The organism is Microbulbifer maximicatervae (SeqCode) (assembly GCF_052468295.1).
Genome location: NZ_CP174340.1, coordinates 222,544 through 237,686 on the forward strand (window position 1 = coordinate 222,544; position 15,143 = coordinate 237,686).

Genomic DNA, 15,143 nt, shown 5'->3' on the forward strand with positions numbered 1-15,143 from the left:
AGTCAGATCCGTTTTTTATCGGAGCGGATTACCAGAACCCTTACAGGTTGCTGATTTCTTCAAGCTGCTGTTGCAGACGCTCGTGAGCACCTTTCATTTCCGCGAGCTTGTCCTTCTCCTTGGCAACAACGGCTTCGGGGGCTTTGTCTACAAACTTGGGATTGTTGAGTTTGCCTTCAACTCGTGCGAGTTCCTTGGAAAGTTTATCAATCTCTTTTTGTAGACGGGCACTCTCGGCTTTAACGTCGATTAGGCCGGCCATGGGTACCAGCAACTCCATATCGCCTACCAGGGCCGTGGCGGAGGCGGGTGCAGCTTCTCCACTTTCCAGCCAGGTGATTTCTTCGAGGCTGGCCAGTTTGATCAGCAGGCTGCGGGCTTGCTCCAGCAGTTCTTTGTCACGGTTGGAACCGCCGCGCAGGATCAGTGGGATTTTCTTCGCCGGGGAAATGTTCATTTCACCGCGAATATTACGCACGCCTTCAATAACCTGCTTCAACCAGGCAACAGCCGCTTCCGCTTCCTCGTCGATCTTGCTGTTATCGGCCTCAGGGTATTGCTGCAGCATAATGGTGTCACCGTTGGAACCGGCGAGGGTTTTTACACGCTGCCAGATTTCTTCAGTGATAAACGGCATCAGCGGGTGGGCCAGACGCAAAATGGTTTCCAGTACGCGGATCAGGGTGCGGCGGGTGCCTTTCTTCACTGCGTCGGACGCGTTGTCGTCCCACAGTACCGGTTTGGACAGTTCCAGGTACCAGCTGCAGTACTCGCTCCAGATAAAGTCGTACAGGGCCTGGGAGGCGAGGTCGAAGCGGTAGGTGTCCATGGCTTCGCGTACGGTGATTTCGGTGCGCTGCAGCTGGGAAATAATCCAGCGGTCGGCGATAGTCAGTTCAAAATCCGTGCTGCCGTCTTGTCCACAATCGTGCTCTTCGCAGTTTTGCAGTACATAGCGGGAGGCATTCCAGATCTTGTTACAGAAATTGCGGAAGCCTTCGATACGGCCCACATCAAACTTGATGTCGCGGCCGGTGGAAGCCAGTGAGTAGTAGGTGTAGCGCAGGGCATCGGTACCAAATGCAGAGAAACCTTCGGGGAAGTCCTTGCGGGTTTGCTTTTCGATCTTCTCGCGCAGGTGCGGCTGCATCAAGCCGGTGGTGCGTTTCTCTACCAGGGTCTCTAGGTCGATACCGTCGATCAGGTCGATAGGATCGATCACGTTGCCCTTGGACTTGGACATCTTCTGGCCGTGGTTGTCGCGCACCAGGCCGTGCACGTACACGGTGTTAAACGGTACTTCTTTCTTGAAGTAGAGGGTCAGCATCATCATGCGCGCGACCCAGAAGAAAATTATATCGAAGCCGGTGACCAGTACGGAGCTGGGGTGGAAGGCTTTCAGTTCTTCGGTATCTTCCGGCCAGCCCAGGGTGCCGAAGGTCCACAGGCCGGAGGAGAACCAGGTATCGAGTACGTCGTCGTCCTGGCGCAGGCTGATATCGGCGCCCAGGTTGTGCTTCTCGCGCACTTCCTCTTCGCTGCGGCCAACGTAGACATTGCCTTCGTTGTCGTACCAGGCGGGGATGCGGTGGCCCCACCACAGCTGGCGGGAAATACACCAGTCCTGGATATCGCGCATCCAGGAGAAATACATGTTTTCGTAGTTCTTCGGTACGAACTCAACGCGGCCATCTTCAACGGCGGCGATGGCTTCATCGGCCAGGGGCTGGGTTTTTACGTACCACTGATCGGTGAGCCAGGGCTCGATCACGGCACCGGAGCGGTCTCCGTGAGGGACCTTGAGGGTGTGGGGCTCTACTTTTTCCAGCAGGCCGAGGGCGTCCAGGTCATCGACAATCTGGGTGCGCGCGGCAAAGCGCTCCATGCCTCGGTATTTTTCCGGCACTGCGTCGTTCAGGTGGGCGTCGGCATCGAGGATGTTGATCATCTCGAGGTTGTGGCGCTGGCCCATTTCGTAGTCGTTGAAGTCGTGGGCCGGGGTGATTTTTACACAGCCGGTGCCGAATTCACGGTCGACGTATTCGTCGGCAATAATCGGGATTTCGCGATCCGCCAGGGGCAACTTGATGGTCTTGCCGATCAGGTGCTGGTAGCGCTCGTCTTCCGGGTGTACAGCTACGGCGGTATCGCCGAGCATGGTTTCCGGGCGGGTAGTGGCAACTACCAAGTGGCCGGAGCCGTCGGAGAGCGGGTAGCGGAAGTGCCACAAGTGGCCCTGCTTCTCTTCGTTTAATACTTCCAGGTCTGAGATCGCGGTGTGGAATTTCGGGTCCCAGTTCACCAGGCGCTTGCCGCGATAAATCAGGCCGTCTTCATACAGTTTGATAAAGACTTCCTGCACCGCTTTGTAGAAGCCGTCGTCCATGGTGAAGCGTTCGCGGGACCAGTCGGGGCTGGCACCCAGGCGGCGCAGCTGGCGGGTAATGGTGCCGCCGGACTCTTCCTTCCACTCCCAGACCTTCTCAATAAACTTGTCGCGGCCCAGGTCGTGGCGGGATACGCCTTCGGCGCCCAGCAGGCGCTCTACCACCATCTGGGTGGCGATACCGGCATGGTCGGTGCCCACTTGCCAGAGGGTGTTGTCTCCCTGCATGCGGTGGTAGCGAATCAGGGCGTCCATGATGGACTCCTGGAAACCGTGGCCCATATGCAGGCTGCCGGTGACGTTCGGCGGCGGGATCATAATGCTGTAGGGCTTGGCCTCAGTATCCCCGGAAGGCTTGAAGTAGCCGTTCTCCTCCCAGGTTTTGTACCACTGCTGTTCGATGGCGTTGGGCTGGTATGTTTTGTCCATGCGGGCGGGAAACCTTGTGTTTAACTGACTGCGTGCACAGCGTTTTGGCTCAGGATAGTCTGGTGCTTGCTCGGGCTGCGCGGAAAAGGCGGCAATTATACCGCCGGGGTCTGGTGGGCAAAAGGCGGTATTTGAGCTTAGGGAGTTATTCAGAGGCTCCCTTAGGCCGTCTCTTAATCCCAAACGCCGAGCTCGTCGACCACGTGTTCTATTTGGGCGCGCAGGCGGCGCTCCAGTTTGGGTAGCTGCTGGGCGACGAGTTGCTCGATCAATTCCTGGCGCTGGCGCTCTTTGGCGGAGGGCTCAGGGTCTGCGGCCGGATCTTCTTCGGCGGCTTGGGCCTCAGTGCTTGGAAGTTCAGCTTCTTCCTTTACTTCCGGGGCCGGGGCCACTGTTGCTGGGGCTTCTGTTTCCGGGGGCACTGTTGCTTCGGTTACTTGGGTATTTTCTTCAACTGGCAGGGGCCGTCCACCGGTGAGGCGGGAGCGAATATGATTTGGCAGGAACGGATTTTCCGTTCGGGGTTTGGGCTGTCTCTCCGGTTCGGCCTCTGGGAAATCTTCAGTTTTGGTTTCCCGGGAATTCTGCTCTAACGGTGTTTCAAGCGGTTTATCTTCAACGGGCTCTTCTTCGATTTGCCCGGTTTCTGCGGAAGCTTGCGGTTCCTCATCCTCTACAGCCAGCTCTTGAAGCGGGCGCAATAGAGCCAGGTCAGACTCTGCCAGCGACAGGGATTGCTGGGCCAGCATCTCTTCTTCAACCGGTGAAAATAAAATCGGCAAGTCGATATCTTCCAGTGAGGTGTCGATATCTTCGAACTCACTGGTAGCCGGTGTCCCACTGGGTTTTGGTATGTCGGCAATAGTGGGAAGTGTGGGGGGCTCAGGGGTTACAGGATTACCCTGCTTGGCCACCTGGCTGAGCACGGGGATTTCTTCATTGTTCTCGTCGGTGACAAGCAAGTTGTGCAGTGAATTAAGTTCATCCAGAAATTCACTGGGCTGCTTGCGCTGCTGTCCGCGGTGCTTGTGTTTGTTTTTTTTGCCGGACATGACTCTCGGACGTAGTTAGAGGCTCTAATTGATCTTATGGGATTGTAACGGATATCCGCGATCGCGGAAGTGACCAAATCGCAATCGGGACCGTTTTAATGGTTCCGGTTGTTGGATCACAACTTCGGCTAAGCGTTCAAAGCGGCTAAACCACTTGGGTACTTTGGAGCAGAGATTGATCAGTAAGCCGTGGTGATCTGCGGGGTCTTCTCCGCTGTTAATTTCTATTTGCGCCTGCTGGTTTTCAGTTTGTGGGGCGTGGGGCAGGAAACTGTCCTCGCGAAATGTCCACAGCAGTTGATCCATCTGCTCCGCCCGTTGCGGGTCGTCCACCGCGATTAATACACGCATACCCGCGCGGAAGGCTTTCTCAGCCAGGCGGCAGGCAAAAATATCGGCGTGTTCCGGTTTGTCGGAAGAGAGAATATAGAAATCAATGCGAGTCATTACAGATACTGGTCAAATAATCCCGGCCATATTGATACGCTGCCAAAAACAAAAGCGGCCCATTAATCAATGGACCGCCCGGCGCGCCGGGCACCGATGGTGCCGGCGGCTATTGTGCGCTTTGGCTACTTATTTGCCCAGTAGATATTCAACCAGTAGGGGAACCGGACGGCCGGTTGCACCTTTCTGTGCGCCGGACTTCCAGGCACTACCGGCAATATCCATATGTGCCCACTTGTAGTCTTTGGCAAAACGCGCCAGGAAGCAGGCAGCGGTTACTGAACCGGCTTCGCGCCCACCGATATTTTGGATATCGGCAAAATTGGAATCCAGGGAGGACTGGTACTCGTCCCACAGCGGCATTTGCCATGCGCGGTCGCCAGTAGTTTCGCCAGCCTGGAGAAGGCTCTTGGCCAGTTCTTCGTTATTGGCGTAGAGACCGGTGGCGTGATGGCCCAGGGCAATAACACAGGCACCGGTGAGGGTGGCGATATCAATCACTGCGCTGGGCTTGAACTTGGCTGCGTAGGTGATCGTATCGCACAGAACCAGGCGGCCTTCGGCATCGGTGTTGAGGATTTCGATGGTTTTGCCGGACATGGAAGTCACAACATCACCGGGCTTGCTGGCGCGGCCGCTAGGCATATTTTCAGCAGCGGCAACCAGGCCTACTACGTTGATAGAAGGCTGCAGTTCAACCAGGGCGTTCATTACGCCGAAGACACTGGCGGCACCGCCCATGTCGTATTTCATTTCGTCCATAGCCTGGCCCGGCTTGATGCTGATGCCGCCGCTATCGAAGGTGATGCCTTTACCGACCAATACCACTGGTTTTTCGCTGGCTTTGCCACCTTTGTAGTTCATGGCAATCAGCGCGGGGGGCTCGTCGCTGCCCTTGGATACGCTGAGGAATGCACCCATGCCCAGGGCTTTCATTTTCTTTTCGTCCAGCACGCTGGTGGTGAGCTTTGCGTGTTTTTTAGCCAGCGCCTTCGCCTGGGCAACCAGGTAGTTGGGGGTGCAGATATTGCCTGGGAGATCTCCCAAATCACGGGCGACATTACTGCCCAGAGCTTGAGCGGCACCCACTTCCATGCCGCCTTGAATAGCTTTCAGCTGCTTTTTCTCTGGGGCGTGGATGGTGAATTTCGCTAGGGGTAGGGGCTTTGCATCGGTGCGGGACAGGGTGTAGCGATAACTTGCCAGACCGGCGGCCATGGCGATTTGCTGTGCTTTCCAGCGATTATCGGCACCTTCAACTTCTACTTCGCAGAGGTAGCTCGCGGCCTCTTTAAAGTTTTTTACCCCATTGGCACTGCTGGCTGCCAGCTTGCGGAATTCCGCTTGGCTGATGGTGCCTTTACCGGTGCGCACGACCAGAACGCGCTCGCTGGGAACGTCGATAAGATTGATCAGCTGGGTGCTGCCGGATTTGGCCCCCAAGTCCCCGCGCTTGAGGATTTTTGCAATCATTCCCCCGGTCAATTTATCCAGGCTTTTTCCACTTTCGCTGAGGTTATTTTTGGCATCTGCTGAAATAATAGAGCAGGCACTGCGTTGTTTACTGATATCTGCAACCTTGGCGGAGAACTGCATTTTTCGCTTTCCTTAAAATCTGACAATAGATTGCATGTCTCTAGGCCGAGACATAGCAAGAATTTTTAGTGATAATGCGTCGCACAAGTTTAACCCGCCTGCCTGTGGATTGCTGTACCTAGAGGGAAACTTGCTCGTTTTTGATTCAGACACCATCACACCGCTGTCACCAAGGAATTTGTTCGCCCTGTGATTATTTTTCGCTATCTCTGCCGCGAGCTGCTGTTTGCCACGCTAGCGGTTAGCGCAATTTTGCTGTTAATTGTGATGAGCGGCCGATTCGTGAAATACCTGGCGGAAGCTGCCGCCGGTGATATTTCGGCGAATATCCTGTTCTCCCTGATGGGATTCCGTTTGCCGGGATTCCTGGAACTGGTATTACCGCTGGGCCTGTTTGTGGGGATTCTCCTCTCCTATGGCCGCCTTTATATAGAAAGTGAAATGACGGTTCTGCACGCCTGTGGCTTTAGCGATTGGCGTTTGCTGGGCTATACCATGATTCCAGCACTGATGCTGGCGCTGGTGGTGGCGTCCATGAGCCTGTATTTCTCTCCGGCGGGTATGGAGCGCTCCACCAGCCTGTTAAATGCAGAAAAGGCGCGCAACGAATTTGATCACCTGGTACCAAAAAGATTTGTGTCCTCCCAGGGCGGCCGCGCGGTTTATTACGCCGATGCGCTGAGCGAAGATAAGTCCACCATGTTGGGGGTATTCCTGGCTGAGTTGGGTGGTGCGGAAGAGGAAACTGAGGCGGATCTGCAGGTTGTAACCCGGGCTCGTGAAGGTGTACAGGAGATAGATCCTGAGACGGGCCTGCGCTATTTGGTGCTGCGCGACGGTTATCGCTATGAGGGTGTTCCCGGTGAGCGGGAATACCGCCAGATGAAATTTGACAGTTACGCCGTGATTCTGGAGGTGCCTCGCGAGCGCAGCCGCTTGCAGGACCAGATGGAATCGGCTTCAACCCTGGATCTCCTTAAAGGAGATGATCCGCAGCAGCGGGCCTACCTCTACTGGCGCTTCAGCCTTCCGATATTGGTATTGGTGGTTGCAGTACTCGCAGTGCCATTATCCCGTACCAACCCTCGCCAGGGGCGTTTTGCGAAGATGATCCCGGCCATTCTGCTGTATATCACCTACCTGGTAATCCTGCAGGGTGTCAGGGGGGCGATTGAGGACGGCAAGATTTCCAATCCGGCAATGATCTGGCTGGTTCATCCGCCGTTCTTACTGCTCGGCTTGCTGCTGTTAGCGGGAAGAAATTGGCGCAAGGCGCCGCCCAAGCGTTTGCCCGAGGATGTGAAGGAGTCGCCAGGTGAGTAAGCTCGATTTATATATCGCCCGCACCGTTATTGTTGCTGTGGGTGGCGCGCTGATGATTATTCTTGGCCTCACTGTGGTCTTTGCATTAGTGGACCAGTTGGGGGAGCTGAAGAAGGATTACGGCTTTATCGATGCCCTGAAGTATGTGGGTTGGACATTGCCGGCGCGTATTTATGAACAGCTGGGCTTTTCCGCCCTGGTGGGATGTCTGGTGGGATTGGGTTCATTGGCAGGGACCAGTGAGCTGACCGTTATGCGGTCTGCCGGAGTCTCAATCGGTCGGATTACCTGGGCGGTGATGAAGCCCATTATGCTGCTGATTTTACTGGGCTTGGGCCTGGCGGAATTTGTTATTCCCAAGACCAATGTAATTGCCGAGAGTGACAAAGCCCGGGCATTGGGTGAGCTGGAGGCGAGCGGTCTGGAAAGTGGCCTGTGGCTGAAAGACAGCGGCGAGTTTGTTCACTTCAACGCGGCACTGCCAGATGGCGAACTTTACGGTGTTACCCGCTATCACTTCGGTGCCGATCGAGAGCTGGAGCAGGTGGAGTTTGCTGAGCGCGGCCATTTTGATGGCAAGCGCTGGGAGTTGGAGAATAGCCGCACGACCATCTTCACCGATGAGCATACCGAGAGTGAGGCGCTGCCTACGACCGAGTGGAAGGCGGAGATTTCGCCAGAGTTATTCGCCTTGGTGGTGCCTTTGCCAGCGGATCTGTCACCCCGCAGCTTGTGGGCTTACGGCAATTTCCTCGATCGCAAGGGTGAGGACTCCAGTCGCTACTGGTTGCAGTTCTGGAAAAAGGTATTGCAGCCTCTCACTATCGCCAGTCTGGTGATGGTGGCGATTTCCTTTATTTTTGGCCCTCTGCGGGAAGTAACCACCGGGCTGCGTGTGTTTACCGGATTGGTGGTTGGCCTGGTGTTTCAGTTTGTCCAGGATATGCTGGGGCCATCTTCCCTGGTATTTGGTTTCCCGCCTTTCCTCGCGGTGCTGCTACCGATATTGCTGTGCTTTGGCGCGGGATGGTATCTACTGCAGCGGGCCCGTTAGGGCCCCTGGCCTTCTACTTTTTAGACTTCTTGGGAAGTACGCGCACCTCGGATTCGGAGATAAGGTCATGCCACGTGGCCTTGTCGGATCTGGCCCAAGCAGAGAAGTAACCGAGTCCCAAACAAGCAATAGACAGCGGCGCTACGATGGCGCGAAGGATACACTGGCGCCAAGTGAGCTGGGCTCCGTTTGGGCTCGCCAGCAGCAGGCGCCAGGCGCGCATCCCCACAGTTTGACCCGCAGCCCTCCAGGACCAGAAGTAATACCCTACGATAACCGCTAGAGCGCCCAGCTGGAAGAATGGTCCGCTGACACAGGGGTTGTAGTCATTTGCCTCGGGCTGGCAGTTGAGGCCCACCACGGTAGAGGCAACCATCAGCGCGATAAAGCCGTAAACCACCAGTAGGCCCATAAGTATCAGGGTGTCGTAGAGCAGTGCGGCCAGGCGTGGACCCACCCCGGCAACAGGGAGTTCAGGAAAGGATTTGGGGGTGTTCGAGCTACTCACGGTTATCTCCGCCGGTTTTAAGTGGCGGAGATTCTAACAAACCTGTAAACGGGGAAGGAGAGGTAGCGCGCCTGAGTTCAGGGGCTCCCTAAAACTCCAGCTCAAAAGAGAACTTGAATTTGTCGTCGGACAGAGAGATGCCGTAGTCCACCGAGCTGCCAATCTTGCCCTCGTTGTTGGTGTACCTGAGCAAGCCTGTACGTGCGGCGCGGGAGTTCTGTGTCTTGTACGTTTCTAGACCCATTCGCAGGATTTTGGATAATGCCTTGCCACCTTTCAGGGGCTTAAACTTATCTGGATTGGTGTGCATCTGCAGCCACTGGTAATTCAGGCGTCGCTGTACGTTGCTCATACTATTGGTGCGCAAGTACTCGGCGGCCTGGACCAGTGCTTCGTTATCCATAGCAAATGCACTGTCGGAGAAAAACAGACTGCCGGATTCCATATTCAGGGTTTCATGGGAATCCGGGATAAATAACTCATCGGCAGAACAGACGCAGCACGCGGGCAGAAGAAATAGGCCAACGGTTTTTGGCACTAGTTGATTGGCGCTGAATCGGAAACTGCAGAGTAGCATTCTGTTTACCCCTGGGTGTCAACTTCTCATTTCGATGGCCGCAAGCGGTCGTTGAATTTATTATGGGTCACCCTTAACAAAGCATTTTTTCGAATTAATTAGGCGGCTGATGCAACTCCACTTACTGGACAGTCCGAAAAAGTCATCTCTTTCCTTGGAGGCCGCATGAAATGGATACTTTTTCATTTTTGTCTAAGTGGTCGCGAGCGTGAGCAGGAGCCCGCCAATGTTTTTTTATTATTGTTTTGGTATTTCTGTGCCAATGCTGATGAAAAAATTGTCTTGAATAGCTCCTCTTTCCACCGGATCGGGGCTTAGGTGCCAGGAAAGAGTTCCAAAATGCGCTACCGCAAAATTTTCCCACAAATAATCAGTGAGGATGGGGTTGGTTGGCTATCGGCTCTGGGTTCGTAAATCGCTTCTATGGCAAAGCTGTTGTCACGAAATAGCTGGACCCAACTTTCCAGGGTGCGGAAATACCAGGGAGCGGCCTCTTCAAAATCTCCCTCAATACCTTCCCAAGATCCCGGGCGCCATCCATCTCGATAGGGCTCATTACCGCAGGCCTGATGGGGGTGAAGAGTTTGGATGACAAAATACCCACCGGGCAGCATTAACTCGCGTGCATGGCTGAATAGTTGCTCGACAGATTCCTTTCCGATGAGGGAGAAGTTGCACACGATAAGTTCAAACTGCTGTTCCAGTTTTTCGGCGCAAATTTCTTCGTATTGCAATCGCCGGTAGGACTCATTGGCGCCTGCTCGAGCGCTGGCAACATCCACTAAATCTTTAACGCCATCGACACCACAGACTCGAATACCTTGCTCCGCCAGTTTTCTACTGAGCCAGCCTTCACCGCAACCGATATCTAAAATACTCGCAGGCCGGTACGCCATGATTGTGCTGACAATGGCGGCATCAGTGACCAGTCGGCGGCTGGGAATGGCGGCATTGTCTACTACTTTAGTCCACTCATGAGCATTCTTATGCCAGCAGGTGAGTACCTGATCATCACTGAATTCGGAATTGGGCATGCTTGGGTGACCTCCAGCCTGTCATTATTCACAGCTTGAGTGTACCGTCAGTGGACCATCCAGCTACAAAGGTGCTGAGGTCCCATGTCCACTCAAATGATTTTTGATTATGTGATCGTAGGTGCCGGCTCCGCCGGTTGTGTTTTAGCAAATCGGCTCAGTGCCGAAGAGCAGAATCGAGTTTGTCTTCTGGAGGCGGGTCCTAAAGATCGGAGCCCCTTGATCTCCATCCCTGTGGGTATTGGCGAGTTACTGCCGGGTACTCGCTATAACCTACACCACCATACCACGCCACAAAAGCACCTGAATGACAGGAAACTGTTTTGGCCGAGGGGCAGGACCCTCGGGGGTAGTAGCTCTATTAATGCCATGGTTTATATCCGTGGCAATAGTGATGACTACGATGCCTGGGAAGCAGAGGGTAATCCCGGTTGGGGCTGGAAAGGTTTGTTGCCTTACTTCTTAATGTCGGAGGGCAATGAACGGGGTACTGATGCGCACCACAGTGGCTACGGCCCTCTGTCGGTCTCGGATTTAAAGTGGAAAACCCGATCGGGCCATGCTTTTTTACGCGCAGCTGAGTCCCTGGGACACCGGCCGAATAACGATTTCAACGGCAGCCAGCAAAATGGCGTGGGTTTTTACCAAGTAACCCAACGGCGCGGGCGCCGCTGCTCTGCGGCTACAGCTTATCTGCACCCAGTTTCCAGCCGTTCTAACCTACATGTTCGTACCAACAGTCAGGTGGCGAGGATTATTCTCCGGGGAGAGAAAGCGACCGGCGTCGAATTGCTTGATGGCACTAAAATCCTGGCGAACAAGGAAGTGATTTTAAGTGCCGGTGCTATCCAGTCGCCACAGCTATTAATGCTGTCCGGTATTGGGGATCAGGACCAATTGCGTAAATCTGGAGTGACTTCGCAAGCGCACCTTCCCGGTGTTGGGAAAAACCTACAGGACCACCTGGATATCATCCAAGTAGTGGAAGCCTCTGAAGCGGTTAGCTTTTCCGAGGCACTATGGCCAAAGCTTCTCACAGCAATGCGCCTGCCAGAACTGATCTTTTTAAATAAAGGGCCCTTAACCAGCAATGTGGCCGAGGCGGGGGGCTTTGCCAGTTCCAGTCTGGCGGGGGGCAACCCGGATATTCAGTTCCACATGACGGCAGTCCCGACTTTCCAGCACGGGTTTAATAAGCGTACTTGCTACGGTTACTCCCTTCACGCCTGTGCCCTGAGGCCTAAGAGTCGCGGTGAGATCACTCTGGACTCCACCGATCCACGCAAACTGCCCAGAATTGAACCCAACTACCTGAGTGAGCCCGAGGATCTGCAGGTAATGGTGGAGGCATTTGAAATGGCACAGGATATCCTCGCTCAGGAGGAACTGAGTCGCTACAAGAAAAAGTCCTTGCGCCCAGAGCAGAAGTTGAGTGATAGAGAGTCAATCATCCACTATATTCGCCAGCATGCAGAATCCATCTACCATCCGATAGGTACCTGTCGAATGGGGAGTGATGAATTGGCTGTAGTGGACAGCGAGCTAAAAGTACACGGTGTGGATGGACTGAGGGTTGTGGACGCCTCCATAATGCCCACCCTGATCAGTGGCAATACCAATGCGCCTGTGATCGCTATTGCGGAGAAGGCGGCAGATTTGATTATGCAGCGGTCTTCGCGCTCGTTTGTAAAAGAGAATAGACACACTCAGGAAGTTGAATGATTTGGCAATGCCCGCTTTGTGCTGCCCCCTTAACTTTAGGAAAAGATACTTGGCACTGTACCAATCGACATAGTTTTGATCGCGCGCGTGAGGGCTACGTCAATTTGTTGCCCGTTTATCGCAAGCGCCGCAAAGATCCCGGTGACTCTTCGGAGATGCTTCACGCGCGGCGGCGCTTTCTTCACGCCGGTTACTATCGGCCTTTGGTTGATAGTATTTCGGCGCTTCTACCCTATAAGCCCGGCCGCCGTTTGCTGGATATCGGTTGTGGTGAGGGGTATTACCTGCGGGAGCTTGAGTCAGCCGGCTGGCATGGCCACGGCCTTTCCGGTATCGACATTTCAAAATCCGGCGTGCGTATGGCTGCCAAGCGCGACAGTGGCGCCCAGTTTGTGGTTGCCAGCAATGTGAATTTGCCGGTGGTCTCGGAGTCGGTGGATAACCTGCTGAAGATCTTTGCCCCAGCCCCCGATCATGAAATGGAGCGGGTGATTAAAGTCGGTGGCCATTTGGTAGATGTATCCCCTGGCCCCGATCACTTGTGGTCACTAAAGAAGTACCTCTATAAAGAGCCGCGTAAACATCCCGCACCAAAAGTGATTGAGAAATTGACGCCGGAAGTCGATATGCGTTGCTGTTTCCCTTTCGTATTGAAGGGCAAGCAGGCCATTGCAGATTTTCTCGCTATGACGCCTTTTGCCTGGAAGGGCAACCGTGAAGAACGACAGAAACTCGAAGAGCGCGACAGCCTGGAGCTGGAAGCGGACTTTGTTATTCGTCGTTTTATTAAACATAAATAACAGGCATTTGCTAGGTAGAGGTAATAGAGCAGCGTTATGGCGACTCCCAGAGACTTTGGATTTATGCGGCGAGCCCTGGAGCTTGCACAACTCGCTGCTGAGCGTGGTGAAGTACCGGTGGGTGCAGTTTTAGTCCAGGATGGAAAAATCATAGGGGAGGGCAGTAATCGCCCGATTGGGAATTGTGACCCCAGTGCCCATGCGGAAATCGTAGCCCTGCGGCAAGCGGCAGATAAACAACAAAACTACCGCCTGCCAAACACCACTTTATATGTGACGATTGAGCCCTGTACTATGTGCTTTGGCGCAATGGTACATGCGCGGGTAGGGCGGTTGGTATACGGCGCTACCGAACCCCGGGCCGGTGTTGTTGAGAGCCAGCTGGAATTGGCACAGGCCAACTTTTTCAATCACAAGATTACGGTGGAGTCGGGAGTCATGGCGGAAGAGGCAAGCAATTTAGTGCGCGAGTTCTTTCATGATCGACGCTGATCTGGCATTTGCTTTCGTGGTGAATTCAATAGTTGTCGCCACCGTCGTCCTGATTCACCACGAAGTATTGAGTGCCCTTGCCAGGATTGGCCGCTGGATTCCGATCAAGCATAACCTGGCGATTGTCCTGGGGGTGTTTGGCGCTTTGATCGCCCACGTGGCTGAAATATGGCTGTTTGCTTACTGCTACTACTTTATGGTGAATTCGCCTTATTTTGGTACTTTGGTGGGCAACTTTAATGGCAGCCTGTTGGACTGCGCCTATTTCTCATTCACCACTTATACCTCACTGGGTTTCGGTGATATCGAGCCCCTGGGGCATCTGCGTTTTACTGCTGGCCTTGAAGCCCTTACGGGACTGGTAATGATTACTTGGACCGCTTCTTTTATGTTTTTAAAAATGCAGCGTTATTGGGAGAATTGATCATAGGGTTCTTAAGATTTAATTCGCGCCGTACGCCCTGTGCGCTGTGTGGGTTTTTCTGCTGGATAGAACTCTTTTGAGTGGAGCCTTAAATAAAAGTGCCTGCCCACACTGCGCCAAAGTTTTCCGAAAGGGTGCAGCCAATAGAGCCACCGGGCGACTTTCGTGCGGTGGATATTGGATTTAACAATGTTGGAGATGTGTTCGTTTTCCCACAGAAGGTGGGGCTCAACGCCATATAGTTTTAGGTCAAATTGCCAGAAGTGATCGAATACCTTGTCGATGGGTTCGAAAATACGGCTGGCATATTTTAAGACTTTCTCCATACCGCGCCGGTTAATCAAATATCCCTGTGCTCCACACCATCCCCGCTCTGGTCGCACTAACTGGTGAACACCGTCATTCAAGGTTTGCACGACTTTTCGCTTGCGGACTTTAAGTCCCATCAGTCGAATCATCTCGATATTTTCAGGGAGTTGCTCTAACTCCGCTAAGACGCGGCCAAATGAGGGTTCTAGCTGTACATCATCTTCCAGAATACAGACCCGGTCCAAGCCGGAGCGGTATGCCCGGCGAATTGCTCTCAAATGGGCGAGATAGCACCCAATTTCGGAGTTCTTGAGTTCGCACAAGTGGCGCCACCGGGTGACGTTACTCGCGATATGCTCATTATCTTCCAGTTCTGGGGTGCCTGAGCGCCCATCAATCCCTTCAATTGTGTTGATATGCAGTCGCTGCATTTTCCCGGCGCTGAGTAATAGGTCAACGTCATCACTGTTTGGTTGCAGAGTGATAATCCAACAGGGGGTATTGGCGATATAGGGTCGCTGACGGCGGCCACGCGAGGTAATTGGGCGTCTGGAGCTTAAAGGGAGGCGGCGACGTGGTCTTGTTGGTGGGGAAAGCGGGTGTCGCTTGGGCTTGTGGCTGGTAGCAGCCAGCAGGCCAGGCAAAAATTCCTGAGCTATCACAGTTGCTAGAATGACAGGGCTTTTCCACCAAGAGGTGTTGAAGAAGAGCCGGGCACCACAGGAGCCTCCTGGACGCTTGGAGGTCAGGGCTGAAACACCTTTAGTTATACCGTCTGCAGGCGGTATAGAAGCGTCATGGGCCATTAACTCCCCTGATCTTATGGTCCTAAATTAAGTTGCTACGATTGAAGGTTAAGGTTTGACCTGCCAGTCCGAAAAGGATGAGGGAACTTACTGCTGAGGTGGAAGGAAAGAATACACCGCACTCGAGACACGCTGTGAATACATCCCTGTAAGCTCCTAATCGGCATCCATGCCTCATAGGGTC

At 54.0% G+C, this 15,143-nt stretch carries 15 protein-coding genes; 7 read left to right on the top strand and 8 right to left on the bottom strand.

What is annotated here, in order from left to right; translation table 11 throughout:
- Positions 1-40: 40 nt before the first annotated feature.
- The 4 genes from ACJJIQ_RS01255 to ACJJIQ_RS01270 all read right to left on the bottom strand — a co-directional run bounded on the left by ACJJIQ_RS01255 (position 41) and on the right by ACJJIQ_RS01270 (position 5,910).
- Positions 41-2,815 carry a valine--tRNA ligase gene (locus ACJJIQ_RS01255; protein ID WP_445363453.1) on the bottom strand — a complete coding sequence of 925 codons (2,775 nt, stop codon included), beginning with the start codon at positions 2,813-2,815 and terminating at the stop codon, positions 41-43.
- 173 nt (positions 2,816-2,988) lie between these two features.
- Entirely contained in the window at positions 2,989-3,867 is an 879-nt protein-coding gene (locus tag ACJJIQ_RS01260; RefSeq protein WP_445363454.1) for a hypothetical protein, read from the bottom strand.
- Between the two features lie 24 nt (positions 3,868-3,891).
- The gene (locus ACJJIQ_RS01265; RefSeq protein WP_445363455.1) at positions 3,892-4,314 is read right to left on the bottom strand and encodes a DNA polymerase III subunit chi; all 423 of its coding nucleotides are present in this window, start codon (positions 4,312-4,314) and stop codon (positions 3,892-3,894) included.
- Between the two features lie 129 nt (positions 4,315-4,443).
- Entirely contained in the window at positions 4,444-5,910 is a 1,467-nt protein-coding gene (locus tag ACJJIQ_RS01270; protein ID WP_444894984.1) for a leucyl aminopeptidase, read from the bottom strand.
- Positions 5,911-6,099: 189 nt separating this feature from the next.
- Here ACJJIQ_RS01270 and lptF point away from each other — a divergent pair, with 189 nt between their 5' ends.
- The gene (lptF, locus tag ACJJIQ_RS01275) at positions 6,100-7,233 is read left to right on the top strand and encodes an LPS export ABC transporter permease LptF (RefSeq protein WP_444906183.1); all 1,134 of its coding nucleotides are present in this window, start codon (positions 6,100-6,102) and stop codon (positions 7,231-7,233) included.
- Positions 7,226-8,287 carry an LPS export ABC transporter permease LptG gene (gene lptG / locus ACJJIQ_RS01280; protein WP_444926902.1) on the top strand — a complete coding sequence of 354 codons (1,062 nt, stop codon included), beginning with the start codon at positions 7,226-7,228 and terminating at the stop codon, positions 8,285-8,287. Before lptF ends, lptG begins: the two co-directional genes overlap by 8 nt.
- Before the next feature lie 13 nt (positions 8,288-8,300).
- Here lptG and ACJJIQ_RS01285 read toward each other — a convergent pair whose 3' ends face one another.
- Both ACJJIQ_RS01285 and ACJJIQ_RS01290 read right to left on the bottom strand, forming a co-directional pair.
- The gene (locus ACJJIQ_RS01285) at positions 8,301-8,795 is read right to left on the bottom strand and encodes an RDD family protein (RefSeq protein ID WP_413664648.1); all 495 of its coding nucleotides are present in this window, start codon (positions 8,793-8,795) and stop codon (positions 8,301-8,303) included.
- 88 nt (positions 8,796-8,883) lie between these two features.
- On the bottom strand, positions 8,884-9,372 hold the full coding sequence (locus ACJJIQ_RS01290; protein WP_413664649.1) for a hypothetical protein: 489 nt from the start codon (positions 9,370-9,372) through the stop codon (positions 8,884-8,886).
- 165 nt (positions 9,373-9,537) lie between these two features.
- On the opposite strand from ACJJIQ_RS01290, the gene ACJJIQ_RS01295 reads away from it, so the two are divergent.
- The gene (locus ACJJIQ_RS01295) at positions 9,538-9,690 is read left to right on the top strand and encodes a hypothetical protein (RefSeq protein WP_413664650.1); all 153 of its coding nucleotides are present in this window, start codon (positions 9,538-9,540) and stop codon (positions 9,688-9,690) included.
- Between the two features lie 26 nt (positions 9,691-9,716).
- On the opposite strand, the gene ACJJIQ_RS01300 is transcribed toward ACJJIQ_RS01295, so the two are convergent.
- Entirely contained in the window at positions 9,717-10,406 is a 690-nt protein-coding gene (locus ACJJIQ_RS01300; protein ID WP_445363456.1) for a class I SAM-dependent methyltransferase, read from the bottom strand.
- A gap of 84 nt (positions 10,407-10,490) precedes the next feature.
- Between ACJJIQ_RS01300 and ACJJIQ_RS01305 the strand changes: the two genes are divergently transcribed.
- The 4 genes from ACJJIQ_RS01305 to ACJJIQ_RS01320 are packed head-to-tail and all read left to right on the top strand — an operon-like array spanning position 10,491 to position 13,844.
- Positions 10,491-12,128 (top strand): GMC family oxidoreductase, encoded by a 1,638-nt coding sequence (locus ACJJIQ_RS01305; RefSeq protein WP_282933980.1) that lies wholly within the window; start codon positions 10,491-10,493, stop codon positions 12,126-12,128.
- Positions 12,125-12,928: a putative RNA methyltransferase gene (locus ACJJIQ_RS01310; RefSeq protein WP_445363457.1), complete on the top strand. Its 804-nt coding sequence runs from the start codon at positions 12,125-12,127 to the stop codon at positions 12,926-12,928. Before ACJJIQ_RS01305 ends, ACJJIQ_RS01310 begins: the two co-directional genes overlap by 4 nt.
- A gap of 36 nt (positions 12,929-12,964) precedes the next feature.
- On the top strand, positions 12,965-13,420 hold the full coding sequence (tadA, locus tag ACJJIQ_RS01315; RefSeq protein WP_413664653.1) for a tRNA adenosine(34) deaminase TadA: 456 nt from the start codon (positions 12,965-12,967) through the stop codon (positions 13,418-13,420).
- A complete protein-coding gene (locus ACJJIQ_RS01320; protein WP_192879377.1) occupies positions 13,407-13,844 on the top strand; it encodes an ion channel in 438 nt (145 codons plus the stop codon). Before tadA ends, ACJJIQ_RS01320 begins: the two co-directional genes overlap by 14 nt.
- Before the next feature lie 11 nt (positions 13,845-13,855).
- Here ACJJIQ_RS01320 and ACJJIQ_RS01325 read toward each other — a convergent pair whose 3' ends face one another.
- Positions 13,856-14,959 carry a glycosyltransferase family 25 protein gene (locus ACJJIQ_RS01325; RefSeq protein WP_445363458.1) on the bottom strand — a complete coding sequence of 368 codons (1,104 nt, stop codon included), beginning with the start codon at positions 14,957-14,959 and terminating at the stop codon, positions 13,856-13,858.
- Between the last annotated feature and the right edge of the window lie 184 nt (positions 14,960-15,143).

Bases quoted from the DNA above. Each gene is read 5' to 3' on its own strand.
- ACJJIQ_RS01255 (WP_445363453.1), bottom strand. From the start codon at position 2,815: ATGGACAAAACATACCAGCCCAACGCCATCGAACAGCAGTGGTACAAA.
- ACJJIQ_RS01260 (WP_445363454.1), bottom strand. From the start codon at position 3,867: ATGTCCGGCAAAAAAAACAAACACAAGCACCGCGGACAGCAGCGCAAG.
- ACJJIQ_RS01265 (WP_445363455.1), bottom strand. From the start codon at position 4,314: ATGACTCGCATTGATTTCTATATTCTCTCTTCCGACAAACCGGAACAC.
- ACJJIQ_RS01270 (WP_444894984.1), bottom strand. From the start codon at position 5,910: ATGCAGTTCTCCGCCAAGGTTGCAGATATCAGTAAACAACGCAGTGCC.
- ACJJIQ_RS01290 (WP_413664649.1), bottom strand. From the start codon at position 9,372: ATGCTACTCTGCAGTTTCCGATTCAGCGCCAATCAACTAGTGCCAAAA.
- ACJJIQ_RS01295 (WP_413664650.1), top strand. From the start codon at position 9,538: ATGAAATGGATACTTTTTCATTTTTGTCTAAGTGGTCGCGAGCGTGAG.
- ACJJIQ_RS01300 (WP_445363456.1), bottom strand. From the start codon at position 10,406: ATGCCCAATTCCGAATTCAGTGATGATCAGGTACTCACCTGCTGGCAT.
- ACJJIQ_RS01305 (WP_282933980.1), top strand. From the start codon at position 10,491: ATGTCCACTCAAATGATTTTTGATTATGTGATCGTAGGTGCCGGCTCC.
- ACJJIQ_RS01310 (WP_445363457.1), top strand. From the start codon at position 12,125: ATGATTTGGCAATGCCCGCTTTGTGCTGCCCCCTTAACTTTAGGAAAA.
- tadA (WP_413664653.1), top strand. From the start codon at position 12,965: ATGGCGACTCCCAGAGACTTTGGATTTATGCGGCGAGCCCTGGAGCTT.
- ACJJIQ_RS01320 (WP_192879377.1), top strand. From the start codon at position 13,407: ATGATCGACGCTGATCTGGCATTTGCTTTCGTGGTGAATTCAATAGTT.
- ACJJIQ_RS01325 (WP_445363458.1), bottom strand. From the start codon at position 14,959: ATGGCCCATGACGCTTCTATACCGCCTGCAGACGGTATAACTAAAGGT.